Raw genomic sequence first — 25,636 nt, forward strand, 5'->3', positions numbered from 1 at the left:
TTATCGAACTAAAGTAACCGTGCCGATGGTTTTTCTCGGAGCACCCTTTTCATAGTTCATACCTTCCCAACGAGTGCCGTCTAGAAATACAGCTTCAATCTTCCACACATATACATCTTGCTGGCAGATCTGGCCTCGATAGGTTCCATCCCATCCTTCAGCAACATTAAAATCTGCATCAATCGCTGATGATTCCCAAAGCAGTTCACCCCACTGATTAAAAATCTGCGCTCGGTATTCTTTCAATCCCGAGCCAACAAGCTTCCACCTACGGATCATATCGTTGCCTGCAGAGAAATCTGGTGCGAGTATATTAGGAACAAACAATGATTTTTTGATAATGTCAATACGCTTAATCATTGTATCCGAACACCCATAAGCCGAAGAGGAAATTAACATCACTTCAAATTGGTTTACTGATGGAAAGATGTGAGATGGACTGGTTACATTAGAATTACTGCCATCACCGAAATCCCAGAAATAATTGGAAGCATTCTCAGATTGGTTGGTGAAAACTACTGTGCCGTTATAAGGTTCAACATTATCATTCATGGCATATCCGAATCTTGCTGTCGGAATGACATAAACATGTACCGTATCTTGCATGAACAATGTATCTCCACAATCATTGAATGAATAGACTTTAAGCAAAACGGAGTAATAGCCCGGCCCATCGAATCGGTGAGAAATCGTGGACGAAAGGGTGGTGAAAGAACTTCCGTCACTAAAATCCCAGACAAATTGATTCGCATTACTTGCATTGACTGTAAACAAAGCATTTACCGGGTCGCAACCAGAAGAGGGCTGTACCTCTACCGAATGAATATCAGGGAAGGGATAAATGTCAATAAGTCTTTTCGCCGTATCAAAACAGCCAAAACTGTTAGAGGCCGTCAAGGTGATGTTATACTGGCCGCTTGATGAATATATAGCTATAGGATTCGTAAGTGTAGAAGTAGCGTTGTTATCAAAATCCCATGCAAAGTTGTTGGCGCCAGTAGTTGTGTTATTTAAAACAATAGAAGAAGGAACTCCGCAACTATAAACAGAAGGCAGATTGAACGAGGGCTTGGGAACAGGATAGATAGTCACATTATGCTGGGCCGTATCACTGCATGATTGTGTAAAACCTATGAGTTGAACTGTGAAAGTACCAGAGTTAGAATATGAATGAACCGGAGATGGCAGCGCTGAAGTATTCCCATCACCAAAACTCCAATCATAGAAGGTAGCGCCGTTGGAAAGATTGGTGAAAGCTATCGGCGGAGTGTTCAGACAAGTATCAAAAGAACTAAAACCAACTTCAGGTTTACTCAAGATAACCACCTCCTTGCATATAGAGTCGTAACAACCGAAAGCGGAAACCACTTCTAAGCAAACAGAATAATTTCCAACCGTAGGATAAGTATGAACCGGGTCTCTGATTATTGCAGAATCACCGTCGCCAAATTGCCAGCGGTATGCGGAAACAAATGACCCACTGGGGGCTATAGTCTGGTCGGTAAAAGCAACAGGTACTTCTGCACAAAGACCAGAAGCCGAAACAAAATCTGCCACAGGTGCTGGACTAACATTAATGGTTTGAAAGGCTGTATCGCGGGCGCATCCATAGCCATTCGTGGCATAGAGTGCTATAGTATGGATGCCCGCCGCGAAGGTCTGTTGGAATCCTGCTCCCGCTATATTCACGGCGCTTCCCCCAATACAGGCATTGGTTGTTTGGTCAAAATCAAAACACCAACTCAATCCCACCGCCCCGGTAGATAGGTCTTGAAGAGTGACCGATAATGGCTCACAACCGGTAGTAGGCAAGGCCGTGAAAAAGGCATTGATCAAGTTAGGAGATAGCATTACTGGTTTAATCACTGCCGTATCAATACATTGATTCTTAGCTACCAGAGCCACGAAAAAGGTATCGGGCTGATTACTGTTGTTATAGAAAGTATGGCGCGTTGTATTCCATATCGGGGCCGTTTGGTTTGATAGATAACGGTACTTGCCGAGCCATCATCCCAACTGAATGTAATCGAATCCGGTACGCCCATTTTCTGTATCACAGGTTCAAAGGTGACGATTAAAGGAGTGCAGCCATTATTGATAGATAAGTTAAAGTCAATTTCAGGAATAGGGATAACCGATATAGAATAATCAACCGGAATCCCAGGACAAAGGGTCGCTCCTGAAGTGGTGGCTTGGGCGCTGTATGTAATCGTAAGTGGTTGATTGGTGGTGTTTACCAAGGTTTGAGGCGCTATGGTAACTGTTCCTGTGCTGTCGTTACTGATACTATTGGGGATAATTGCCGTCCATTGAATGGTGACATTAGGGGTCGAAGAAGAAAGCGTTACCAGTTGTGATGTTTGCCCAGAGCAGATATTTTGTGGCGCCGGAGAGAAAATTACATCCGGTACCGGATTAACAATCACCGGATAAATAGCCACAGTGCCGGGGCAGCCATTGGCTAATGGAGTGACCGTATATAGAACCGTGCCAGTATCACTACCAGCATTGGTTAAAGTCTGACCCGGAATATCTCCGTTTCCAGAAAGGGTGTTCCCAGTAAGATTATTTCCAGTGGCTGATGTCCACGAAAAGTAGTTCCGATCGTGCTGGAAGTTAGGCTAACCATATTGAAAGAAGCGCCACTACATATAGTTTGCGGTGCAGGAAGTATTACATCCGGCACCGGAGAAATAGTAAATACATAATTGGCTACTGGACCGGTACAATTTCCAAAAGAGGGAGTAATGACATATACAACATGACCAGAAGAATCAGATGAATTGGTGAAAAACTGAGATGGAATAGAGTCGGTAGTTCCGTTGGCAATAAATCCGGTAACCCCATCCGATGAGGAGGCTGTCCATGTATAGGTAGTACCTGGAATACTCGAAGTCAAAATAACCGTTTGCGAAACAGCACCACTACAAACGGTCTGCGACAAAGGACTATTAGAAACCAGTGGCAAGTCATTGATAGTTACCGAGCTATTAGCCACTACCGCCGGACATGGGCCAGCCGGATCATTTGATGTTAAAGTAACTGTCGTACTACCGCTTATAATAGAAGGAGTGAAATGAGTGGTGAGAGAATCTGTGGGTCTAAATATTCCATCAAGCGATGTCCACAAAGCAGAAGTTGCTCCTCCTGATATACTACCATTTAAGACGACCGAATCTCCTGAACACACACTATATGCTCCTCCTGCATTAGCCAATGCTGGGGGATAAATGGATACCACCACGCTGGCCGTGTCTTTGCAACCGGTAACGCCGGCTATAAGCATATAGGTTTGGCGAAAGACCGTGTCAGAATTGTTCGTAAGGTTTGCAGTAGGTGCAGAAACCGTAGTGTCATCTAAGCCGAGTGATGGTGACCAAGCATAAATATAGCCCGGAATCAATGTCGCCCCGATGCGGATGGGCAGGCCACCACACACCGAAGTGTCCGCTCCCGGTTTAGCTTGCGGAATAGTATCTACTACAATTGAAGTGTCTATCCTCATTACGCCACATTCACTCGTTGCCGACACCGAAACCAAATGAAAACCCGGCGTAGTCATACTGATGTTCCCCGGATTCTGTACTGATGCCGTAGCCGGAGTGCCTCCCTGAAATGTCCATGAGTAGCCCGAAATAGTAGAGCCACATGCCAAGGCCGAAGAAGATGCGGTAAAGTGGTCGCCCCCACAAATTCCCGCAGGAATATCTACTGATAATTCCGGGCGATCTTTTACCGTGATGTTTTGCGCTGGTGTAGTGAAACTGCCACAAACATTCTGCGCGGTCAAACTAAGTTGATACAGCCCTTGATTATTCAATCGCAATCGCGGCGAGGCAGATTGGTTAGTCGTACCGTTTACAAATTCAAAATAAGTTAATGAATCAGGCAGACAGGTTGCCGAAAGAAAGGCCGGATTCCAGATATAATTAATCGAACTACAACTACCGGTGCTGGGGGTGGTGTTGTTCGGGATAACGACATAAGGCGCGCAACCAATATTCGAGGGCAAAGTGAAAGACGGCGTTGGTGGCCCCGACACACAAACGTTCTTAATAATCGTATCCGGCTTACCGCAATTATTCGCCACCACCAAACGCATCTGATATGTTCCGATGGTGGTGAATCGAACATTTAATCCCGATGAACCGGTACTCCATCCCGTAGGGTCATAATTGTTTCCTATATATCCGTTATCACTTCCCATAGAACCACCGGTCAAAGTCCATCCGGTCGGCGGAGAAACATTCCATAGTAAGTAGGTGGTAGAATTGCAACTTCCATTACTAACCGCTTGTCCATTGATAGATGTATTGATGATGGTAGCATCGGTATTGACACAGGCAGTAAAATTATTTGAAACCACAAAATTGGCTTTGGGCGACATAGAAACATAAATGGGCAACACAGAACCCGACGTCACGCCACAAGGATTGGTCACAATAAGAAACGCTCCAAAGGCATTTCCAAAATTACTGATACCGTTAGAACTGGTTGTTCCGCAGGAAGTACGGTCAAATAAATGGAAAATAGTGTCGGGTGGAGGGTGCGGAAACGTCAAAGACGTAGAGCTATCATTGAAGGTAATCGTATAGAGCGTGCCCGGAGGGTTTGACTGATAATTGGTTAAAATAAAAGCCAGCGAAGCCGGTCCGCAAATGGTAGTGCTACCCAATGTAGCTATTCCTCCCGCTGGGTTACTGCCAAAAAACGCTTTGTAATAGGTAGTATCTGAACAGCCGGAAGTTGGGTTACTCACGATATAGGTAATCGTAAAAATCCCCAACCCATAAGTATGGGCGATAGTAGCCCAGGGTGTACTGGTAATAAACGGAACACCGGTATCTCCCCACAGTATCGTATAATTCACTCCACCGGCCGGAACCGCCGCATTTCTAAAATTAAACACCGCCGATGTTTGTTGGTTTGTGATACACTTATAGAAGGTCACAAACCCATCAAAAGTCAGCGTGTCCGTTCCGGCGGCAGGAGTAAGAACTGCATGTGGCCGCTGAATCACCTTCACCGTCTGCGTCACCGATCTGGTGCATCCATTAGCCCCTTTAATGGTCAGCGTTACATTGAAAGAGCCGCTTCCATTTCCATAGGAATAAAATTTATGGCTGACGTTCGCGCCCGTCCCCGTTCTGCCATCGCCAAAATTCCAAGAGAAAGTTACGCCACCTCCAGTAGGCGAAGCGCTGAAACTGACCGGCGCTCCCGAACAAACACTATCCGGCCCAAAAGTGAAACTGGGAACCGGTGGCAAAGGCAATATAGCCATACTAAAAGCATCATTCGCGCTACAGCCGTTGCCGCTCACCGTCACTACATAATTAGTCGCGACAGTAGGCGATACAAAAATGGTGTCGTTATTAGTATATACCCCTGCCGGAGTAGAAGTCCAAGTGAAACTCGTTGGGTTACCTCCCGTTACTTTCGCTATAAGTCGAGTGCTTTGCCCGGAACAGGTAGAACTGTTTCCCAATATCACGACCGTACACTGTGCTTCTGATTTTTGAATACAGCCAAACAATAGAAGCAGTAGTAACGCAAAGGTTCCTTTCATTCGCAATGAATTGGAAAATTTTATAGTGCGAAGATAGTATTGTATTGCTATCCTGTCAACTGCTTTGGCCAACTTTCTACTCCAAAGAAATAAAGCGTAGCAAACGATGACTACTTCGGATATAATAAACAGATGGTACTTTTAAGCCACAAGATTGCTTCAATGCATTACTCCAATAATTATTTGTTTATTGATGGGCAATGTGAGAAGAACCTTGGGACAAACCCCATCCGATGATGGTGAAGAGTTAATTCAACCACTCGGAATAGAACAGACTCGTTAATAATCGAAATCGCAACAGTTCACATTCAATTCATTGAAATACACATACGAATGAATCGAGTTTAACATGGAATTGATGTAATACCATGTTGAATTTCCTGAAAATAATGCAAAATCCATAAAATGTCATGTATAAACCCAGGAATGTCATGTAGGAATCCTTGAAAATAGGCTGCTTTTGAACTAAATTTATGCGATAATTATAAAAGGCATCTAACTTCTGATGAATTGTTTTCCTTCCGCGTGGCAACAATTAGTAGAGAAGGAAACGGGAACTTCAGTCCTTGGACTACCTGTTGTCCTAAATAATTTTTTTTTATTTTATGGAGAAACGCTCTGTCCATTCCATATATATTGACAACCTCCTAAGCCATTTTGAAAAGGTCCTTTTGGCGACTAAAAGATGTAATAGAGATATTCGTATTTTGGCGCTTGGCTAAAGAAGCGGTCTTTAGGCTATTTTTGTTTGCGGGGCGCTATCTCGCAGTTCAATATTGCTATTTTGAGTACTTAAATCACCACAACCTGTATCATGGAGTTTATTGATTATTATAAAGTGCTGGGCGTAGAAAAAAATGCTACGGCAGCAGAAATAAAAAAGGCTTATCGCGGTTTAGCCAAGAAGCATCATCCCGATTTGAATCCCGATGATAAGGAAGCCCATAGACGGTTCCAAAAAATAAATGAAGCCAACGAGGTATTGAGCGACCCCGACAAAAGGAAAAAGTATGACCAATATGGGAAAGACTGGGAGCATGGCGCGGAGTATGAAAAATACAGGCAGTCGCAGCAACAAAGTGCGGCAGATTCTGGCGGACAGCATTTTTCGGGCGACTTTGGCGGAGAAGATTTTTCTGACTTCTTTGCCTCTATGTTCGGCGGCAGAGCTTCTGGAGGCCGACAGGCAAAATACAGGGGGCAGGATTATAATGCTTCATTGAATCTTACTTTAAATGAGGCTTACCAAACCCATAAGCAGACTTTTACCATCAATGGCAAACAGATTCGCATTACCATTTCGGCAGGTGTCGAGAACGGACAGGTTATAAGACTGCGCGGCCAAGGAGCGAAAGGCGTTAATGGCGGACCCGATGGCGATTTGTATATTACGTTTTCTGTGTCCGACACGCCCCCTTTCAAAAGAGTGGGAAATGATCTCTACACCACCGTCGAAACCGATCTTTATACCGCCGTTTTGGGTGGCGAAATAACGCTCGATACTATGGGTGGAAAAATCAAACTGAAGGTGGCGCCCGAAACACAGAACGGAACAAAGGTGCGCGTGAAGGGGAAAGGTTTCCCCGTATATAATAAAGAGGGTCAATTCGGTGATTTGTATATCAATTATAACATCAAAATACCTATCCACCTGACGGATAAACAAACGGAACTATTTTCTGAATTGGCTAAACTCTCCAAATAAAAGCAGCGATGGAAACACAAGATTACATACCGGTCGAAATATTTTGCCAACAGTATAGCGTGGAAGTATCGTTCATTAGTTCTTTGCAGGCTTATGGTTTAATAGAAATAGTGCAGCAGGATGAAGCGGAATTTATTGCGGTGAGCCAACTGGCGGAAGCAGAAAAGATAATGCGGCTGCATCACGACCTACAGATAAACACCGAAGGCCTTGATGTGGTGATTCATCTTTTGCAAAAGATAGAAAGTATGAAAAGAGAAATGGCTTTGCTGAAAAGTAAACTCAGCATATATGAAGAGTTGGAAGGGTAGCGCCGCCCCTTCGCGCTCCGCCGATTCCATATTTATAGACTATCCCTCCTCCTATCTTGAAATCGGTTCTTTCCTTGGCTAAAAGCTGTTCTGGAGAAATTCTTATTTTGGCGCTTGCATGAAAAGTGTGTTGGACAAATGGAATCCTCCGGTTTTAGATAAACCCGATTATTTCGACACGGTGAAATATGTGTATAAGCACATTGAATTTCATATTTCCGAAGATCAAGCCTATACTATACTCAATGCTTTTATCGAAAAATGGGACGAATGTGCCGGTCAGGAGATCTTTGATGAAGAGTTGAAGGGCTTTGTGATTAAAAAGCTACAAGACAATTTCGAGGTGATGTTGCCTACCCCGAAAATCAAAAGAGTGGTAGAACTGATTTTGGGCTACCTTTATGAAACCGGGCATTATTTCCAGAATGGGAAAGCGAATTCCAAGACCGGTGCTTCTGAAAAGCAAAAAGGAAATAAACGCCTCGGTTGATTTAAAGTGAATAAACTTCAGGCCTGGCTCCATGCCTTTCGGCTCAGAACCCTTCCGCTTGCTTTTTCATCTATCATCACCGGTTCTTCGTTGGCTTTTGTTGCCGTGCGCAATCAATTTAATTACACCGTCTTTGCTCTTTGCCTGCTCACCACGCTGGCCTTGCAGGTTCTTTCAAACTTGGCCAATGATTATGGCGACAGCGAAAAAGGGACAGATAACGATGAGCGCGTGGGCCCTAAACGCGCCGTGCAGGCCGGGCTATTGACCGCCAGCGAAATTAAAACAGGGATAGTATTTTGTTCTCTCTTTTCGCTTGCCGCCGGATTCTATTTGATATATGAAGCCACCCACGAACTCCATTTCGGTTATGGTCTTTTCTTCTTGTTTCTTGGCTTGGCTGCTATTGCTGCCGCTATAAAATATACGGTGGGGAAGAACGCTTATGGTTACAGCGGCTTGGGCGATGTGTTTGTCTTGTTGTTTTTTGGATTTGTAGGTGTTGGGGGAAGCTATTTTCTTCTGGCACATCAATTCAATTACTCCTTGCTCCTCCCCTCTTTTGCCCTTGGTGCCTTTGCCACGGGGGTGCTGAACCTGAACAACATGCGCGACCACCTCAGCGATGAAAAGGTGGGAAAAAGAACCCTGGTAGTGAAAATAGGTTTGGAGAAAGCAAAAGCCTACCACCGGTTGTTGATTATTCTGGGTTTCATTGCGTCCATAGCTTTTGTAATTCTCAACTTCAATTCCACCATGCAGTTTTTGTTCGTGATTACGGTTCCCTTGTTTCGTCGTCACCTGCTAAGCGTTCGAGACATCTTCGAACCAAAAGAATTCGACCCCTTGCTGAAGCAATTGGCCATTGGCACCTTTATCTTTTCTATCCTCTTTGCGGTGGGAATGATTGTTGGTGGTGTGGAGTAGTTAAAATACATTTCGCACGGAGGCAGGCACGGAGATTATACCTCTCGGCTGTTAGCTCCGTGTCTCTGTGCGCAACATACATATCCGAGCATTGGCTTATTCAAACCGAATCGCCTTGACCGGTGATATTTTGGCAACCAAGGCCGAAGGAATGAGTAATAGCAATAGCGTGACGGTCACGGTACCGAGGTTGAGAAAAAGAATCCACCACCAGTTGATGTCCACCGGCGCATAAGAAAGATAGTAGGATTCCTGCGGCAGTTTAATGAGGTGGAAATGATGCTGTGCCAAACAAATACCGATACCTAAAACATTTCCAAGAAATAGACCAAGGCCTACAATCATGGTGCTGTAGTAAATAAAGATTTTGCGAATGGAGCCATTGGCTGAACCGAGGGCTTTCAGAATGCCAATCATGTTGGTGCGTTCCAAAATCAGGATGAGCAAGGCGGTAATCATATTGATAGCAGCTACAATAATCATCAGCGTGAGAATGATGAGTTCATTCATCGTTTGCAAATCGAGCCAGTCGAATATACCGGGCATGATGCTTTTGATGGTCTGCACATCCAGTTTGGGATTGTTGATTCGAGAATAGACTCGCTCGCCTATCTCTTCCAAAGGGTCTCTTCGGAACTCCTGAATGGTTTCATCATTCATGATTCCACCAAACATCATCAGTGCATAAGCCTTCTCGCGGCTTTTGAACAAATTCTTTTGTTGAAGAAAAACCTCAAAGCCCCCCACTGTATCCGGCCCCCAATGATTGAGTTCCTGAATCAAACCGATGTCAACAATGGCATATCGCTTATCGAATTCTTCCAAGCCGGTTTCATAGATTCCTTTTATCCTGAATGGCCTGCTGCGAATACTTTGCCCCATAAAGGATACGGTGACCTTGTCCGAAACATTCAACCGCAAGCGGTTCGCCGTGGCTTTTGAAATCAGAATCTCTTTCTGCGATTCTTCCGTACCGGTTTGTATGGAGTCTCCCTCTTTCAAATATGGCTTTAGATTGCCCCAGTCGAAATCCTTACCGACACCTTTCAGAACAATGCCTTCAAATTCATCGTTGGTTTTCAGCAAACCTCCTTTGAGGGCGATTGCTTGTATGTGTCGCGCTTCGGGAATCAAGTTCTTGTTCACATAAAAATCCTGATAGAGATAAATACCCTCGTCGTTCAACGATTTGGTGAGGCTGAATGGAACAATTTCAAGGTGTGACCAAAAACTCAGCACCTTGTTCCGTATCTCTTTCTGAAACCCGTTGACCAAGGAGGTGGCCACTATCATAGTGGCCAAACTGAGTGCTACTGCCATCACCGCAATACGGATGATGAAAGCAGAAAAGTTCTTTCGGCTGCTGAACGCTATCTTGCGGACAATGAATAATTCTATATTCAATGGACGGGATTTCTATTTTCGGGCAAAGATATGTTTTGGCTATTCTTACAGGGATATGAACCAACGAATCAATAAATCAAACACAAATACATGAAACTATTTCAGTCAATCGGATTAGCTTTTCTATTCTTCTGGGTACCATCTTGCCAAGCGCAACCAAAAGAGAAGAGTATTCCTATAAGTACAGATATTCCAAATCATACAACAATTATTTGCGGCGCTGAAAGACTGAATGAATATCTGCCGCTTATCAAAGGAAAGAACTTAGCGCTGCTGGTGAATCAAACTTCTTTGATAGGTAAAGATCATTTGGTGGATGTGCTCCTCTCCCATCATGTTGCTATCAAAAAGATATTCGCACCGGAACACGGCTTTCGCGGAGGAGCCGATGCCGGAGAGCAGGTGAAGGACAGTATAGATGCTAAAACCCAAATACCGGTTATTTCGTTGTACGGAAACAAAAAGAAACCTTCTGCCGAAGACCTGAAGGGAATAGATGTCGTTATTTTTGATATTCAAGATGTAGGAGTTCGATTCTATACGTTCATTTCTTCGCTTCACTATTTAATGGAAGCCTGTGCTGAAAACAACAAAGAATTATTAGTGCTTGATCGTCCCAATCCCAACGGATGGTATGTAGATGGCCCTGTATTGAAAAAAGCATTTCAGTCCTTTGTCGGAGTTGATCCGGTTCCGGTGGTTCATGGCTTGACGGTAGGAGAATATGCCAAGATGGTCAATGGAGAAAAATGGTTGGAGAATGGCCAGCAATGTCGGATAACAATCATCCCTTGCGAAAATTATGAACACAAAATGCGCTATTCCTTGCCAGTGAAACCCTCCCCCAATCTTCCTAATGACTTATCCATTGCGCTCTATCCTTCGCTCTGCTTCTTTGAGGGAACGAATGTCAGTGTAGGCAGAGGAACAGATGCGCCTTTCCAGATATTCGGTTCACCAAAAACAAAGTTTGATGGAGCCTATGAATTTGAACCAATCAGTAAGCCGGGCGCTAAGTCTCCGCCCTTACTGAATGAGAAGTGTTATGGTTATGATTTAAGAAATACCAAGGCTTTAGTGCAAAATGAATTTCTGTTTCATTATGTATTACAGATGTACGGACTCTATTCTGATAAAGACAATTTCTTTTTGAAAAATAACTTCTTCGACAAACTTTGCGGCAACGATATGATTCGCAAATTAATTATCGAAGGCAAAGAGGAAGCACGCATCAAAGAATCTTATCAAGCCGAACTTTTGAATTTTAAGGAGAAAAGGAAAAAATACCTTCTCTACAAAGACTTTTAGTGAACATGAAGAAACTGAAAATTGTTTTTATGGGTACGCCCGAGTTTGCAGTCCCTATGCTAGAAGCTTTGTTGGAATCAAGTCATGAAGTGGTGGTAGTAATTACCGCACCTGATAAGCCTGCAGGACGTGGTATGCAACTCACAGAAAGCAAGGTGAAGCAATTAGCAAAACAGAAAGGATTGATGATTCTTCAGCCAGAGAAACTAAAGAATGAATCCTTCCTCGCCGAGTTAAAAACATTGAATGCTGATTTGTTTGTGGTAGTGGCCTTCAGGATGTTGCCGGAAGTAGTTTGGAATATGCCCCCCATAGGAACGATTAATCTTCATGCGTCTTTACTTCCCCAATATAGAGGAGCAGCACCCATCAACTGGGCGATTATTAATGGTGAAAAGGAAACCGGCGTTACCACCTTTTTTATTCAACAGGAGATTGATACCGGCCAAATTATTTTTAAGGAAAGTATTCCTATTGGGGAAAACGAAAACGTTGGCGAGCTTTATGAGCGATTGATGCACTTGGGTGCAAAGGTGCTTCGCAAAACAGTGGATGCCATTGCAGAAGACAATTACCCGCAGATTCCACAAGAGGACTCTACGGAGTTAAAATCTGCGCCAAAGATTTTTAAAGAGACTTGTAAGATTGATTGGAACAATTCAGCAAAAGACATTCATAACTTCATCCGTGGACTTAGCCCTTATCCGGCAGCATTTACCTTGCTGGACGGGAAGAACTTTAAAATATTTAAAGCAATTCCAGTCTATGAAAAGGTATCAGGCAAAAGTTCCGGTTCATACAGTACAGATGGCAAATCGTTTCTCCATCTATACTGTACGGGTGGTTATCTGGATATAAAGGAATGTCAAGTGGAGGGAAAAAAGAGAATGTCGGTGCAGGAATTTTTAAGAGGAGTTAAACTGGGTTAGTCCTGCTTCACTTCCTATCCATTCCAACAAAAAGGCATTATAAAACCAAAAAACAACTTGAAGATATTCCTCTAAGGAAACTTGAGATTCATCAGGGTGTAGTCAATGTTGTTTGCCTGTCCGTGGCAACTAATACATCCCGTTCCTTTATTTGAGGCAGGTTCTGCCACCGTTTTATCGGCATTGATATCTCCCCAAATCCAACCCTTGGCATCGGCATCTTCATTGCCCGTCTGTTTATATTGAATAGCATAGCGCTGAAAAACCTTATTGGCATCATAATATTCACCAACAACCATCGCACCATCCTGAAAAGTTGTACTTGTATTCACCTTGCCTTGGGCATCCAATGATAAAGCCGCCACCACATTAAATCGGGCTCTGAAATAACTGAAAGCATGTCCACTGCCTGTACTGGTAGCCAACAAACTATCACTATTTTTATACCACTTAAATCCAGTAGTGTCTTTGGCGATGTTGTACATCTGCGCGTCAATACCGGTTATTGACGTGCTCTTGGAACAAGAACTGACAATCAAAATCAATAAAACTGAAATCCATATCAGGGAAGCAGTCAATGTTTTGTAATTCATAATTGCTTTTTAGTAGAATAAAGATATAAATTTTCGCGAAATGCAAATGTCTGTGAAAGGATTGAAGCCAACCGGTGCCTGTTCATCTAATATCTATTTGCAGACCATTTATTTAATTTTCTTCGCGCGGTGATCGAGAAAAGGAAGATAAGCCCCCTCACGGCTGTATTTATCACTGTATTCATAGACCTTTTGGGCATCGGCATTATGATACCCGTGTTCGCCCCCCTTATCATCGAGAACAAACATGGTATGATTCCCCCCGAAGTGAGTGAGGTAACGCGCAACATGCTCTACGGCATCCTCACCGCCACTTTTCCCTTCTTTCAATTTTTCGGTGCGCCTATTCTCGGAACACTTGCAGATAAATTTGGCCGAAAGAAGATTCTTCAAATCTCTTTAGTCGGAACCTTTATCGGTTATGTATTGTTCGCTGTTTCTATTCACGCACAAATTCTTTGGTTACTGTTCTTTGCGCGCGCCATACCGGGCTTCATGGGTGGAAATATTTCCATCGTTACTGCCGCATTGGCCGATATTTCTAAGCCGGAAGAAAAGGCAAAGAACTTTGGATTGATTGGAACGGCCTTTGGCCTCGGCTTTATTCTGGGCCCATTTTTGGGTGGCATTTTATCGAGCAAAGATGTCTGCCATCTTTTTGATTACTCCACTCCTCTTTGGTTCACTGCCTTGTTGACCTTAGTCAATATCTATTACGTCCAAAAACAATTTCCCGAAACATTCAAACCCAACTCTCCGGGAAAAATCTCTCTAATGGCTGGCTTCCACAACCTCCGAAAAGCATTTGGATTGGTGAATATGCGCGTCATTCTACTCACCATTTTTCTTCAAGCATTTGGGTTCAGTTTCTTCATGCAGTTCAATCAAGTATATCTCATCAAAAAATTTCATTTTGAGGAAAGGGGCATCGGCATGATGTTTGGCTATATCGGCCTCTGGATCGCCATCACGCAGGGAATCATCGTACGTAAATATGCCAGTCGTTTTGCTCCGGACAAAGTAATCCGGATTTCGCTGGCTGGCCTATCCATTGCTATCCTCGTCATGCTCTTGCCCGACCATTGGTGGGTTTTGTTGCTCATCAATCCCTTCATCGCCATCTTCCAAGGGTTGACCCAACCCAACCAAACCAGTATTGTTTCTTCCTTAGCTTCCAGCGAAACACAGGGTGAGATTCTAGGCATTCAGCAATCCATTGCCTCAATCGCCTTCACCATTCCTCCGCTGATTGCAGGCGTCATCGTTTCCTTCGACTTCCGCCTGCCTATCATCGCCTCGGCCTTTATGACTTTGCTGGCCTGGCTCAATTTCTATTACCGCTTTGAACCCAGCAGCGGCTCGTCGGTAGAGGTGGCGGAGAAGTAGATTATGAATAGGTGACACTTTGATAGTTAACCGCTGGCATCTTTTGTATGAAAAATAGCCAAGAACTTTGACGTGGATTGGTTGAATTAAATACCGAGGAAGAGCTTTCAAAATCAGGCTCCAACTAATATAGAATACACCATTCCTTATATCAAATCTCTTCTCATGGAAATCAAATTGGCTCTATTTTCTATTATTTATAGGTGAATACTAATCAATTATAGTTAGCACACAATGATTTATATCTAATCCACTATTATTTATCCTTTCCTCTTTAAGATTTATATTTTCCTTATTATCATTTTATGTTTACTTTTAGTTAATTAAATTTCCCGTTTAAATAATTATAGTTACCTAACTATTCAATATATTTGTCGTTATTCTATTTACATCTTCATATAAAATAAATATTTTTATAGAAATTTGATTTTATAGTCTATTTTCAATCAATACTCATCCTCTATCATGACTAAAATTCCAGAAAAACTATATGACATTTCCCAGGCTGATCTCTATGCCACCCTGCATTTGTTATTGACAAACTATCGCGCCAAGCAAAGCCAGCTTGCTGCCTTCATGGGCAAATATACGATCGCCTGGGGCAATGATTTTGAGGCCGAAATAGAAGCTGCGGAGGCGCTGCCCGACCGCCAACAGCGGGGCGAAATGTCAGAAACATTGAGGCTCGAAATGCTCCCGCTTCACGAAACCTGTTTGAATCGCTGGCAGGATTTGAAACGCTACATCAGCAGTGCCTATCCCGAATACGAACTCAAGCCGAAGTTCGAGGCTGCCGGCAGTAAATATTATTCGCTTGCCGTCAATTTCAATTGGGAGGACGCCAAGACCATGCACTTGGATGCGATAAAATTTATGACGAACCACAGCGCCGCGCTCGAAATGGGTGGCGAAAATATGCCCGCCGGTTTCCCCGCGCTCTACAACGCCGACTATCAGGCCTGGCTACAGAAATACAATCTCTTTATGCCTGCCCGCCAAACTACCCAAGCCACGGTTCAAAAAATAAATGCCAACAATGATTTGTTTCGCAAACGCGCCATGAAACTCTGTGCCGATGCTCAAGCCTGTTTCAGAAAAAACCCGGCAATAGCCCAACTGTTCGTTTGGGCCATATTGAAAAGGCTCGTCACGCCGCCCAAGGATTCCACACTCATCGTCAAGATTTTGCTCGCCGAATCTGACACCCCGGCAAGCGGTGCCCTCTTCGTGTGGACCAACAAAAAGACCAGCAAATCGAGAAAGATAACAGCAGATAAAACCGGAGTGATTGTGCTAAAAAAAATACCGCACACTCTCTATCTCTGGCAGGTCTCTCTCGAAGGACGAGCAACGGTTTCGGGTAAAAAAAGAATTAAAACCGGCGTGCATTCCCGCCTGACGGTTCGGTTGAAGAGTTGACCGGTACCGGTAAGAAAATATTTTAAGGGAAAAAGTTATTCAGCATCAGTTGTAGGGTCATTGCGCTCTTCCTTTAGCTTCAAATCATAATTAGAAAGAACCCACTCGATGTTTTTCAAAATCCTCTTACTACTACCGCGCATATTCAGCACATCTCTTCTGCTTAGCTGACAGATATCTTCCAAAGTCTCGATTTCATATTTTCTAAGAATAGATAATGTTAGGGATGAAAGACTGAAATGTCGAATGGGGCGATGGAATAAACCGGGATCAGATTTATTCGGTCTTTTCGCCAAACTTAATCCGAAGCTAATAAGGAGTTCTTGGATTTCAATAACAGACTTTTTACCGAAGTTATTTATTGCCATTAAATCTACAACACTATAGGGAACTAACTGAGCCAGCGTTTCAATTTTCATAGCCTTCAACCCATTAAAAGCGCGCACAGATATGTTGAAATCTTCCAAAGGCCGCAACAATAATTTTTCCCCTTCATCTTTATGCGGCTCCTCTCTTTTCAATTTTTCTAAAGCCTCTGCTTCTTTTGTTGTGGTATCAACATGGCTGGCAAAGTGAGCCAACGCATACTGGATTTTATACAACATTCTATCCAATAACCGCTTGATAGTTGCAACGGTTAGGTCTAAATCCTTGGCGATAGATTCCAAACACGCTCCGCGATGCCATGCCTGCGTCAATATGTAAACATCGCGCTCAGACAATCTAACAAATTTTATCAAGGCTGGCGTAAGCAAAATCTTTACAAACTGACGATAGTATTTCTCCTTCATCATTTCGGCATCCAGTTCTTCAAAATCCATATTCATGGGGATAAATTTTAAAAATGAAATTAGGAAGAAAATGTAAGAAAAAGAAGAAGGGGACGGGATAGTTCATATTCCGTTCCACCTTCTATAGAATTATTTATTCGTTCTGCATCTATCAACCCACCAACATAGTCCCAGCCCAAAGCACCCACTTAATGCCCTTGCTAAACTTCGCTTATTGTTTGACGAGTTTGGCGGTTTGCCCTGCGGCTTTTATGAAATAGAGGCCAGAGTTGAATTGAGCAATATCAATCCACGTTTTTGTTCCGTTCAATACACCCGAATGGACGATTTGTCCCAATTCATTATAAACGGTAAATCTCTTATCTGCAACCGATGAAGACAGAATTAATTGAACTCTATCAGAGGATACAGGATTGGGCACCAATACAAGGCCTGATGTATTTTCAAGTTCCTGCGTAGCGGAGATATCGTAATAAAAATTGGCTGAAGTGGCGCTACATCCGTTTGCATCGCTTATTTCAACAGTATAGTATCCATTTTGTGTTGCGATATAGATTTGGTTGATGGCACCGCCAATCAGATTCCCTTCCAAATACCATTGGTAGGTGGAAGCTGCGGTGGCTTGCAAGGTATCGTTGGTAACCGTGATGCTGACAGTGGGAAGAGGGTTTACGGTTATGTTTAAAGAACCCGAAACCGCACTGCATCCGTTTGCATCAGTAGTGCTAACCGAATAGGCACCGGATGAACCGACATAAAAGCATTGACTGGTTTCGCCGTTGTTCCATTCATAAGTAATGAATACAGTCTGGGTACATAGTTGAGTAGAATCTCCAAAACAAAGGATGGAGTCCGGAGTCCCGATATGGGGAATTAAGGCCTCATTCACGGTTAATCTCGCACCGGTAGAGGTCGTAGAGTCGCAATCGTTTTTAACCATCACGGTATAGCTTCCGGTATCGGTGATGGCTGCTACTTGGATGGTGTAAGAGTTCGCTGTTGCGCCGTTTATATTCGCCCCATTTCTTTTCCACTGATAGGTAGGCGAAGGGCTGCCGGTTGCCGACACCTTGAACGTTGCGCGAGCGCCGGAACAAACAGCAGAGTCTTTGGGATTTGACGAAATAGCCACACCGGTACAGGCCGCCGGTGCTGCACCAAATTTTACGAGGAAGGCATCAAAGTTTGCACCGCCAAAAGTATTTTGATAGCCGCCAGAGGCGATGCCAGCACTACTGGAAGTTTCTCCCGCCATATAAACATTGCCGAAATTATCAGGAGCCAAGCTGACGCTATTGGCACATTCTCCAAGGGTTCCTCCATAGTAGGTAGCAGAATAGCGGGTGGTGCCATCGGGAGCAAACTTGGCAAGAAAAGCATCTGTGCCTCCGCCAATGGTGTTTTGAAATCCACCGGATGAAAGACCTTTACTGTCAGTTTGTCCTGCCAGATATATATCCTCTGCTGCATCAACCGCCACTTTTGCTATCAATTCATTATTAGCTCCACCATAATAGGTAGCCCACTGAAGCGAGGTCCCGTTGTCGTCAAACTTTGCCAGATAAGCATCGCCGAAAGTGCTGGTGTTGTTGCTCTGATAAGTGGTTTGAAATGCACCAGGGGTAGCAAAGCCAGAGGTGCTGAGCGTAACTCCCGCCAGATAAACATGTCCTGATTTATCCACAGCTACCGAATGACATTCATCCGTTCCGTTTCCTCCAAAATAAGTTCCCCACAAACGGGTGCCCGCCGAATCAAACTTGGCAACAAAAGCATCTGCGCCATCCGGCACAGTTTTGTACGCGCCCAGCGAAGCAATTCCGGTAGTGCTTGGCGTGAAGCCTGCCAGATAGACATGGAAGGAATCGCCGACCGTGACTCCCCGCCCTCTTTCATAATCGGCACCGCCATAATAGGTTCCCCAACGACGATTGCCATTGGCATCGAACTTGACGAGAAAAGCATCCGTACTGCCGCCTAAAGAGTTTTGATGACCTCCGGAGCCAATTTGAGTCGTAGTAGCACTACTGGTCTGCCCTGCCAGATAGACATTTCCCAAAGCATCTACTGCAACGCTATGGCCTTCATCTATCCCTGCACCTCCATAATAGGTTCCCCACTGCACGACCCCACTCGAATTGAACTTTACCAAAAAAGCATCGGTTTTATCAGTAGCTCCTTCATTTATAAGGTTGTCAAACCCACCCGATGCTATGCCACTGCTGCTTTGAGTGACACCGGCTATATACACGTCGCCGGTGTTTTGATCAACAGCAATTCCTTTTGCCTGGTCATCGCCGGTTCCGCCATAGTAAGTTCCCCAAAGGCGATTACCTAATGAATCGAACTTGATAAGAAAAACATCCGGCGCTCCTTGATTATAAGTCTCTTTGTGGCTTCCCGGAGTGGCTATCCCGTTTGTGCTCACCGTATAGCCCGTTAAATAAACATTGCCCGAGGCATCGGTAGCTACCGCATAAGCGTAATCATCATTTACTCCTCCCAAATAGGTAGCCCAACTACGGCTATCCTGCGCCTTGGTTTCTGTACGAGCAACCAATAGGAAGAACGAAACTAAAAGAAGAGACCGGAAAAAAAGAGATGGCTTTTTCATAGTTCAAAGGTTTTATTGCTTCACGAATTTACGTGCGTAGCCATTCAGTTTAATCAGATACATACCCGATGCAAGTTTTGAAATATCAAGCCTCGTATTTTTGCTTAGAGCCATATCCTTTAAAACCAACTTACCGGTGGCCTCATACATTTCATATTGACTGCCTATCCATTCTGTAGCCATTTCCATTTGCAATAGGTCTGATGCCGGGTTTGGATAGATTTTAAAATCTCCCTGTGCAGCCAAATCATTAATACCGGTAATCAGGATACCGGTGGACATAGAATAACATCCATTCACATCCACAATCTGAACCGTATAACTGCCCGGTTGATTAGCGACATAGACCGGAGAAGTAGCCCCCGCAATCGGACTTCCGTCCTTAAACCATTGGTAAGAAACGGCATTGAATGAAGAAAGCGTATCGCCTTGCCGTACGATCGAAACAGAAGTCGCCGGATAAACAGAAATATTTTTTCGTCCCGAAATCGTAGTGCAACCATTCGTAGCCGTCACGCTGACCCAATAAGCTCCGGCAAATTTGGCATAAGTACAGTTGGTCGTTGATCCGTTGCTCCACAGATAAGTATCAAAGGTATTTGGCGCACATATCTGGCTAGAATCACTGCCGCAGATCAACGTGTCGTTGGTAGCAAGAGCCGGTGCCGCAGGCAGTGGTTTCACTACAATCTCAACAATGGGTGTCGTGTCGCTGCAATTGCCCGCTCCTACATAATAACGGTAGAACATGTTTTGGGTTAATGAAATAGTAGAGTAGGTATTTTGAGTAGCGCCTACAATGTTGGTGAAGTTATTGAACGTAGAAGACTGTTGCCACTGACCAGTACCTCCCGAACCTCCGGTGATGCTCAAGAGACTGATGTCACCAGAACAAACACTATCCGGCGCGGCGGCAATGAATCCTGCATCTACGCTGGTACCTACCGACATGATAACCTTTGCAGAGGTAGCAGGCGAACCGGCGACACAAGGCAAAGAAGAAGTCATGGTACAAATAACTGTGTCGTTATTATTCAGCGTGCTGCTGCTGAATGTGGCGCTGTTGGTTCCTACCACAGTGCTGTTAATCTTCCACTCGAAGGTGGGTGTATTTCCGCCGCCCGCAGGGGTAGCTGTAAAGGTTACCGGTTCGCCGGGACAGATAGGATTGGCAGAAGCCATCACCGCTACCGAGGCAATCAGCGAAGACGATACCGTCATTACGATTGGGTTAGAAGTGGCAGGCGAATTGGTGGCACAGGCCAAATTTGAAGTCATCACACAACGCACCGTGTCGCCGTCATTTAAGTTTGAATTAGAATAATTAGGGCTGTTAGTCCCTACCGCCGAACCGTTCACCAACCATTGATAGGAAGGTGTAGTCCCGCCATTGATCGCAGTCGCGGTAAAATCAACCATAGTGCCCGGACAAACTGCCGTCGAAGACGCACTAATGCTCACCGAAGCAACCGCCGTGGAAGAAGCACTAATAGTCACAGAAAAGGTAGCCGATGCCGCGTTCGCATCTGTAATGGTCAGCGTATAATCACCCGCACAAAGTCCGAAAATGGAATCCGAATTTTGAGTAGGAATAGTACTCCAAGTAAAATTATAAGGCGCGCTTCCTCCGCTTGGATGTGCTGCTGCCGTTCCGGTACATTGACCTACGCAGGGAATATTTTGTGTGGTGATATTGGCATTGATGCCCACCAAGCAAAAATCAATCACATGCCAAACCTCCGTACTGCGCGTATCAGCTACGCTGCGCGAAGCCCCGCCTGCCGCAGCCGAGCTGCCTATCGAGGCCAGTGTTCCTCCCACCGGAATCTGTCCGCCGATGGATGAAACTGTATGACAGTTATTAATGTTCGCATCAAATTTCACAAAATGAATTTCCTGATCCTCCGTTCCGTTCGAAACATCGTTATCATTTAGATAGCCTACCACCGCATAGCCACTGTCGCTCGTCTGAACAATACCATACCCCTCGTTTCCGTCCGGATAAGTACGCGGCGTCCCAAGCCAATTTCCATAAAGCGTGGTACCAAAAGTCCGGTTCCATTCATAATCACCATTGCTATCAAACTTTGCCAAATACTGTTCCCTCAATCCAAGCGTAGGATGGCTCATCCCTCCTATTATAGCAAAGCCCTCATCATTTGTTTGAATTAAACGACGTGCATTATTATCGTTCGTCGGCGAACCAAAAGCACGAGTAAACACCAGACCGCCATTACCATTCAATTTCACCAAACCATACTTCCAGTTAAAAGCGTTCGAAGTATTCTTCATAGCAAACTCACCCGTCATCGCATAGCCTCCGTCATTCGTCTTCACAATACTCTTTCCATTATCATTTCCATATATTCCCTGAAAAGGATCGCGGATCACAGAACCCCACACAAAAGCCCCCGCCGCACTCACTTTAGCCGCATAAAAATCAGTGGAAGAAGAAGCCACCACTCCCGTATAATAATAGGTATTACCACAGATCACATACCCGCCACCATGCGCTTCGGCAATCGAGAAGCCAATATCGGCCTTTCCTCCAAGTTGCCCTACCTTGCTATCCCAATCAAAACTTCCGTCCCTTTTCAGCTTCACTATATACATATCCCCGCTTCCGCCCGAATTGGTCGTTCCCGCAATCGCATAACCGCTATCTGCCGTCTGAATAATCTGCTCCCCTTTATCAACTACACTTGTTCCCACTGCGCGCGTCCAATCCACCACGCCGAAACTGTCCAATTTAATCACATAAATATCTCCCGCGCCGCCAAAAGAATTCGTATAGCCCGCAGCGATAAATCCCCCATCAAAAGTTTTAACAAGAGAATGAACATAGTCCTCGGCGGCGCCTCCTACAATTCTCGTCCATTGAGTCACCCCCGTACTACTTATCTTCGTAATAATCGCATCGCGCGTCGTGGCCACACCTGCAGAATCCACCTGCCCCGCCATCACATACCCTCCATCACTCGTCTGCACCACCGCAAACGCTTGATCATTATTATCTCCACCAATAGCCAAAGCCAACGTATTCTGAGAAGACAGCCTCCCCACCAATCCAAAAGTGAAAACCAGCACAACAATAAATGACTGCAATTTCAGACCGAAATTGATTCTGCGGTAAAAGTTATCTAGCATAATAATTCTTTAGTTTTATGAATTTAGGATGCGAATATACTATTTGAAAAGACTATGCTTACTAAAATTTGTGGCTGTCCAAGCCCAATCAAAGCTCGATAATTTGGGCGCGCCCTCAATCCCGATTCTTCCAAAATATTTTGGAAGAATCGGGATTGAAGGCAGGCTTTACGTTCCAATCTTTTCTGCTCAAGTTTATTCAAAACCAGAGCAATCATTTGATTATTTCGAATAAAACTATTCATAAAATCGCCACCGCACTCCCCCCTTGAATGACACATCGGCAGCGGGATATTGATAGGCGCTGTAGTAGCCTTTGCCTCCGAGTGCTGAGGTGAGGTTGTCCACTTTGAGAAAAATGCGCACTGTTTTGATTTTTACGTTGAGAAAGATGTCGAGTATAGGACTAGATTTATTTGTAGTGTAGGTGGGATAGAACGCACCTAGGAATGGGTCGTAGTAGGGGGCATTGTTCGGGTAGCGGTAGCGCAAATCTACACCGAGCGAAAACCAAAGAGCCTTTTTGAAGAGGCGGTTTTCATAATAGATGCTACTGCGAGTAACGAGTCGAGGATAGGTTTGGCGTACATAGCCGTTAGTGGTGGTATAGGTGTACCATACGTCATTATCAAAATGTAAGCCCACGACGCTATGCCGGTTGGCGGCATGAAATACAAAGATATTTTCAACACCGGTGGTGACATAAGGAGAGGCCTTACCCGGATAGACTGGCAGGTGGTCTGCTACGTGGTAATTTACATCAGCCGTAATACCGTAGGGAATATTCTGATACTTCCCTCCTATGGTCATGATTTTTGTTTTGGGTAGATCATAAGTCCAGGATTGGGGAAAGTAATGGAAGCTTTCGTAGATGAAAGGCGCTTCTTTCAATTGGTAAGAGAAATTTCCGGTGAGCATACCTACCTTGCCGAAGTCATAGCCGGCAAGGGCGTCTATCAGAAGGTCATTTCGATTCCAGCCATAGATGAAATAGGTAGCGGCCCCTTTGTAAATTAATTTAGATCGAGCGGAAAAATTGTTTCGGATATAACCCGTTACGTAGAGATTGCCAAACTAGTCATAGGCATAGTTATTTTTAACAAAATAGTAATCATATCCTGCTTCGGCATGGGCGATGAAGTCTTTTTCGATAAAGGTCGAATCCGAGGTGAGTTTTCGAGGCTGCAAATCGAGCATGATGGTGTTCCCTGTTTTGAGGTATTGAAGACGATTGCTTACTGTATCTTGGTTAAAGAAAGATGCATAATAATCAGGATCAGGACTGGCATCCAGAAAACGATAGGTCTGCTGCTCAATGTTTAAATGATGAGATATTTTGAAAATGGGAAGTATGGTTTTAACTTCAGTAGTATCGTTTTTTCGTTCGTAGTATCTCTTGCCAACATTATACGAACTCTTTAAGTGAAAGTCAATCTGACGATAATTGTTTTCGGCCTTTTCCACCGTCACCGGCACTAATTTTTTCTGAAAATAGGAGCCATTGAAAGGGTCGGCGCGTACTCCTCCGTTTTCCTGTACTTTGTTATTGTTTAGGATAAAATCAGCCTGAACATTCCAATGCTTATTTTTAGAATTATAAATAGCATAGAAATTAAAGCCGTTGTCATTCGCTCTTTGGTTTTGATAAGCGCCACGTGAAAAAATACGAGTGAAATCCACGCCGTAAAATAAAATGTTCTTCACCTGGTGGGCAAACCTCCCTTGAAATAATTGTTCGTTGTTCAAACCCAGAATCATAGACAATTCTGCATAAGGCCGAATTACCCGATAGTAGCGAATAGAATCTATGTGGTAACGATAAAGATTAAATTGGTTGAATCCGGCGTTAAATCCTACGGATGTATTGTGGTCAAAGACAATGGGATAGGCAGCAGTCCCGGTGTTGCCGGTGTTCAGATATTCTTTTCCCCAGCGCTGAACAAAATTATATTCCTCCAGATTATAGATAGTAGAATCTATTCTGTAAAGCCGATCTGGCTCAGCAGCGATATACCATGTATCGTTTTTAGAAACAGGTTTCGAGGCTTGGACAGAGTCTTCAGATACAGAAGATGCGGCGAGAGGAATGAACCAGAACAAAGAAAAGAAACAGAATAATGAGGGTAATAAATAACGGAAGTGCCATCTGCATTTACAATTATTCAAACGACTGTGCGCCCTCCCCGACTTTCCTCCATTCCAACATTCCATTCAAATACTCTTCAGCAATTCGACAATAATCTTCGTCATGTGCGGTTCCGCAGCGGCAGCCTTCTTCAATACAAACTCATGAGATACATGATCGGCTTTCTCTGGTGGATACCCCATATCGCTGATTACTGAAATAGCAAAGACTTGCAGGTTCATGTGGCGAGCTACTACCGTTTCGGGAGTGGTGGACATTCCGACCGCATCGGCTCCCATTCGAGCAAACATTTGGTATTCAGCAGGGGTTTCAAAGGTAGGGCCTTGCACACCGGCATATATTCCGGTATGGCAACGAATGTCATTATCCAAAGCAATCTTCAACCCCATTTTTACTAGTTCCGGGTTATAGGCATCATTCATATTGGGAAAGCGCGGACCGAGTTCATCGTAATTTTTTCCACGCAAAGGATGTTCGGGCTGTAGGTATATATGATCGGTGATAATCATCAGGTCGCCCACTTCAAAATCTGCGTTCATACCACCCGAAGCATTAGAAATCAACAGAGTCTTTACACCCAGAAATTTCATTACCCGAACCGGAAAAGTCACCTCTTCCATCGAGTATCCTTCGTAATAATGAAAGCGGCCACTCATCGCAACGACCCGCTTTCCTCCCAGTTCGCCAAATATCAGGCTGCCTTTGTGGCCTACCACCGTGGAGACCGGAAAATGCGGAATGTCAGAATAGGCAATCTGTTGATGGACTGAAATTTCTTTAGTCAACTTTCCTAGACCAGAACCAAGAATAACCCCATAATGGTATTCGCCTATGATTTTGGATTTTAGGAAATCAGTTGTTTCCTGAATAGCTTGCAATAGGTTTTTCATGGTTCAG

At 44.2% G+C, this 25,636-nt stretch carries 19 protein-coding genes; 8 read left to right on the top strand and 11 right to left on the bottom strand.

Features of this window, described 5'->3' with window-relative positions; genetic code table 11:
• From IPP77_03445 to IPP77_03455, 3 genes are all read right to left on the bottom strand, one after another.
• On the bottom strand, positions 1 to 1,905 hold the full coding sequence (locus IPP77_03445; protein ID MBL0308750.1) for a PKD domain-containing protein: 1,905 nt from the start codon (positions 1,903 to 1,905) through the stop codon (positions 1 to 3).
• Positions 1,893 to 2,441 (bottom strand): hypothetical protein, encoded by a 549-nt coding sequence (locus IPP77_03450; GenBank protein MBL0308751.1) that lies wholly within the window; start codon positions 2,439 to 2,441, stop codon positions 1,893 to 1,895. The genes IPP77_03445 and IPP77_03450 overlap by 13 nt, the downstream gene beginning before the upstream one ends.
• A gap of 71 nt (positions 2,442 to 2,512) precedes the next feature.
• Positions 2,513 to 5,569, bottom strand: a complete 3,057-nt coding sequence (locus IPP77_03455; GenBank protein ID MBL0308752.1) for a PKD domain-containing protein — start codon at positions 5,567 to 5,569, stop codon at positions 2,513 to 2,515.
• A gap of 814 nt (positions 5,570 to 6,383) precedes the next feature.
• Between IPP77_03455 and IPP77_03460 the strand changes: the two genes are divergently transcribed.
• From IPP77_03460 to IPP77_03475, 4 genes are all read left to right on the top strand, one after another.
• Positions 6,384 to 7,274, top strand: coding sequence for a J domain-containing protein (locus IPP77_03460; GenBank protein MBL0308753.1), 891 nt, complete (start codon positions 6,384 to 6,386; stop codon positions 7,272 to 7,274).
• A gap of 8 nt (positions 7,275 to 7,282) precedes the next feature.
• Complete coding sequence (locus IPP77_03465) at positions 7,283 to 7,585, top strand: chaperone modulator CbpM (protein MBL0308754.1); 303 nt, start codon at positions 7,283 to 7,285, stop codon at positions 7,583 to 7,585.
• Between the two features lie 118 nt (positions 7,586 to 7,703).
• Positions 7,704 to 8,075: a hypothetical protein gene (locus tag IPP77_03470; protein ID MBL0308755.1), complete on the top strand. Its 372-nt coding sequence runs from the start codon at positions 7,704 to 7,706 to the stop codon at positions 8,073 to 8,075.
• 6 nt (positions 8,076 to 8,081) lie between these two features.
• The gene (locus IPP77_03475; protein ID MBL0308756.1) at positions 8,082 to 9,002 is read left to right on the top strand and encodes a 1,4-dihydroxy-2-naphthoate polyprenyltransferase; all 921 of its coding nucleotides are present in this window, start codon (positions 8,082 to 8,084) and stop codon (positions 9,000 to 9,002) included.
• A 96-nt stretch (positions 9,003 to 9,098) separates the two neighbouring features.
• Here the strand turns inward: IPP77_03475 and IPP77_03480 are convergent, their stop codons facing one another.
• Positions 9,099 to 10,406: an ABC transporter permease gene (locus tag IPP77_03480; GenBank protein MBL0308757.1), complete on the bottom strand. Its 1,308-nt coding sequence runs from the start codon at positions 10,404 to 10,406 to the stop codon at positions 9,099 to 9,101.
• 90 nt (positions 10,407 to 10,496) lie between these two features.
• Here IPP77_03480 and IPP77_03485 point away from each other — a divergent pair, with 90 nt between their 5' ends.
• Positions 10,497 to 11,714 carry a DUF1343 domain-containing protein gene (locus tag IPP77_03485; GenBank protein MBL0308758.1) on the top strand — a complete coding sequence of 406 codons (1,218 nt, stop codon included), beginning with the start codon at positions 10,497 to 10,499 and terminating at the stop codon, positions 11,712 to 11,714.
• 29 nt (positions 11,715 to 11,743) lie between these two features.
• Positions 11,744 to 12,643, top strand: coding sequence for a methionyl-tRNA formyltransferase (locus IPP77_03490; GenBank protein MBL0308759.1), 900 nt, complete (start codon positions 11,744 to 11,746; stop codon positions 12,641 to 12,643).
• 71 nt (positions 12,644 to 12,714) lie between these two features.
• Here IPP77_03490 and IPP77_03495 read toward each other — a convergent pair whose 3' ends face one another.
• Positions 12,715 to 13,236 carry a cytochrome P460 family protein gene (locus IPP77_03495; protein ID MBL0308760.1) on the bottom strand — a complete coding sequence of 174 codons (522 nt, stop codon included), beginning with the start codon at positions 13,234 to 13,236 and terminating at the stop codon, positions 12,715 to 12,717.
• Positions 13,237 to 13,365: 129 nt separating this feature from the next.
• Here IPP77_03495 and IPP77_03500 point away from each other — a divergent pair, with 129 nt between their 5' ends.
• Entirely contained in the window at positions 13,366 to 14,622 is a 1,257-nt protein-coding gene (locus tag IPP77_03500) for an MFS transporter (protein MBL0308761.1), read from the top strand.
• 465 nt (positions 14,623 to 15,087) lie between these two features.
• Positions 15,088 to 16,041, top strand: coding sequence for a hypothetical protein (locus IPP77_03505; GenBank protein ID MBL0308762.1), 954 nt, complete (start codon positions 15,088 to 15,090; stop codon positions 16,039 to 16,041).
• A 35-nt stretch (positions 16,042 to 16,076) separates the two neighbouring features.
• Here the strand turns inward: IPP77_03505 and IPP77_03510 are convergent, their stop codons facing one another.
• The 6 genes from IPP77_03510 to IPP77_03535 all read right to left on the bottom strand — a co-directional run bounded on the left by IPP77_03510 (position 16,077) and on the right by IPP77_03535 (position 25,629).
• Positions 16,077 to 16,862 carry a hypothetical protein gene (locus tag IPP77_03510; GenBank protein MBL0308763.1) on the bottom strand — a complete coding sequence of 262 codons (786 nt, stop codon included), beginning with the start codon at positions 16,860 to 16,862 and terminating at the stop codon, positions 16,077 to 16,079.
• Between the two features lie 181 nt (positions 16,863 to 17,043).
• A complete protein-coding gene (locus tag IPP77_03515; protein MBL0308764.1) occupies positions 17,044 to 19,446 on the bottom strand; it encodes an SBBP repeat-containing protein in 2,403 nt (800 codons plus the stop codon).
• 12 nt (positions 19,447 to 19,458) lie between these two features.
• Positions 19,459 to 22,593, bottom strand: coding sequence for a T9SS type A sorting domain-containing protein (locus IPP77_03520; GenBank protein MBL0308765.1), 3,135 nt, complete (start codon positions 22,591 to 22,593; stop codon positions 19,459 to 19,461).
• 237 nt (positions 22,594 to 22,830) lie between these two features.
• Positions 22,831 to 23,640 (bottom strand): hypothetical protein, encoded by an 810-nt coding sequence (locus IPP77_03525; GenBank protein MBL0308766.1) that lies wholly within the window; start codon positions 23,638 to 23,640, stop codon positions 22,831 to 22,833.
• A 27-nt stretch (positions 23,641 to 23,667) separates the two neighbouring features.
• Positions 23,668 to 24,693, bottom strand: a complete 1,026-nt coding sequence (locus tag IPP77_03530) for a hypothetical protein (protein MBL0308767.1) — start codon at positions 24,691 to 24,693, stop codon at positions 23,668 to 23,670.
• Positions 24,694 to 24,804: 111 nt separating this feature from the next.
• Complete coding sequence (locus IPP77_03535) at positions 24,805 to 25,629, bottom strand: purine-nucleoside phosphorylase (GenBank protein ID MBL0308768.1); 825 nt, start codon at positions 25,627 to 25,629, stop codon at positions 24,805 to 24,807.
• Positions 25,630 to 25,636 lie beyond the last annotated feature (7 nt).

It is taken from the genome of Bacteroidota bacterium (genome assembly GCA_016722375.1).
Taxonomy (GTDB): Bacteria; Bacteroidota; Bacteroidia; order Chitinophagales; family LD1; genus Bog-950.

What these genes read in the sequence shown, in the direction of transcription:
- IPP77_03485 (MBL0308758.1), top strand. Translation starts at nt 10,497, where the DNA reads ATGAAACTATTTCAGTCAATCGGATTAGCTTTTCTATTCTTCTGGGTA.
- IPP77_03470 (MBL0308755.1), top strand. Translation starts at nt 7,704, where the DNA reads ATGAAAAGTGTGTTGGACAAATGGAATCCTCCGGTTTTAGATAAACCC.
- IPP77_03520 (MBL0308765.1), bottom strand. Translation starts at nt 22,593, where the DNA reads ATGCTAGATAACTTTTACCGCAGAATCAATTTCGGTCTGAAATTGCAG.
- IPP77_03465 (MBL0308754.1), top strand. Translation starts at nt 7,283, where the DNA reads ATGGAAACACAAGATTACATACCGGTCGAAATATTTTGCCAACAGTAT.
- IPP77_03515 (MBL0308764.1), bottom strand. Translation starts at nt 19,446, where the DNA reads ATGAAAAAGCCATCTCTTTTTTTCCGGTCTCTTCTTTTAGTTTCGTTC.
- IPP77_03455 (MBL0308752.1), bottom strand. Translation starts at nt 5,569, where the DNA reads ATGAAAGGAACCTTTGCGTTACTACTGCTTCTATTGTTTGGCTGTATT.
- IPP77_03505 (MBL0308762.1), top strand. Translation starts at nt 15,088, where the DNA reads ATGACTAAAATTCCAGAAAAACTATATGACATTTCCCAGGCTGATCTC.
- IPP77_03490 (MBL0308759.1), top strand. Translation starts at nt 11,744, where the DNA reads ATGGGTACGCCCGAGTTTGCAGTCCCTATGCTAGAAGCTTTGTTGGAA.
- IPP77_03495 (MBL0308760.1), bottom strand. Translation starts at nt 13,236, where the DNA reads ATGAATTACAAAACATTGACTGCTTCCCTGATATGGATTTCAGTTTTA.
- IPP77_03535 (MBL0308768.1), bottom strand. Translation starts at nt 25,629, where the DNA reads ATGAAAAACCTATTGCAAGCTATTCAGGAAACAACTGATTTCCTAAAA.
- IPP77_03460 (MBL0308753.1), top strand. Translation starts at nt 6,384, where the DNA reads ATGGAGTTTATTGATTATTATAAAGTGCTGGGCGTAGAAAAAAATGCT.
- IPP77_03510 (MBL0308763.1), bottom strand. Translation starts at nt 16,862, where the DNA reads ATGGATTTTGAAGAACTGGATGCCGAAATGATGAAGGAGAAATACTAT.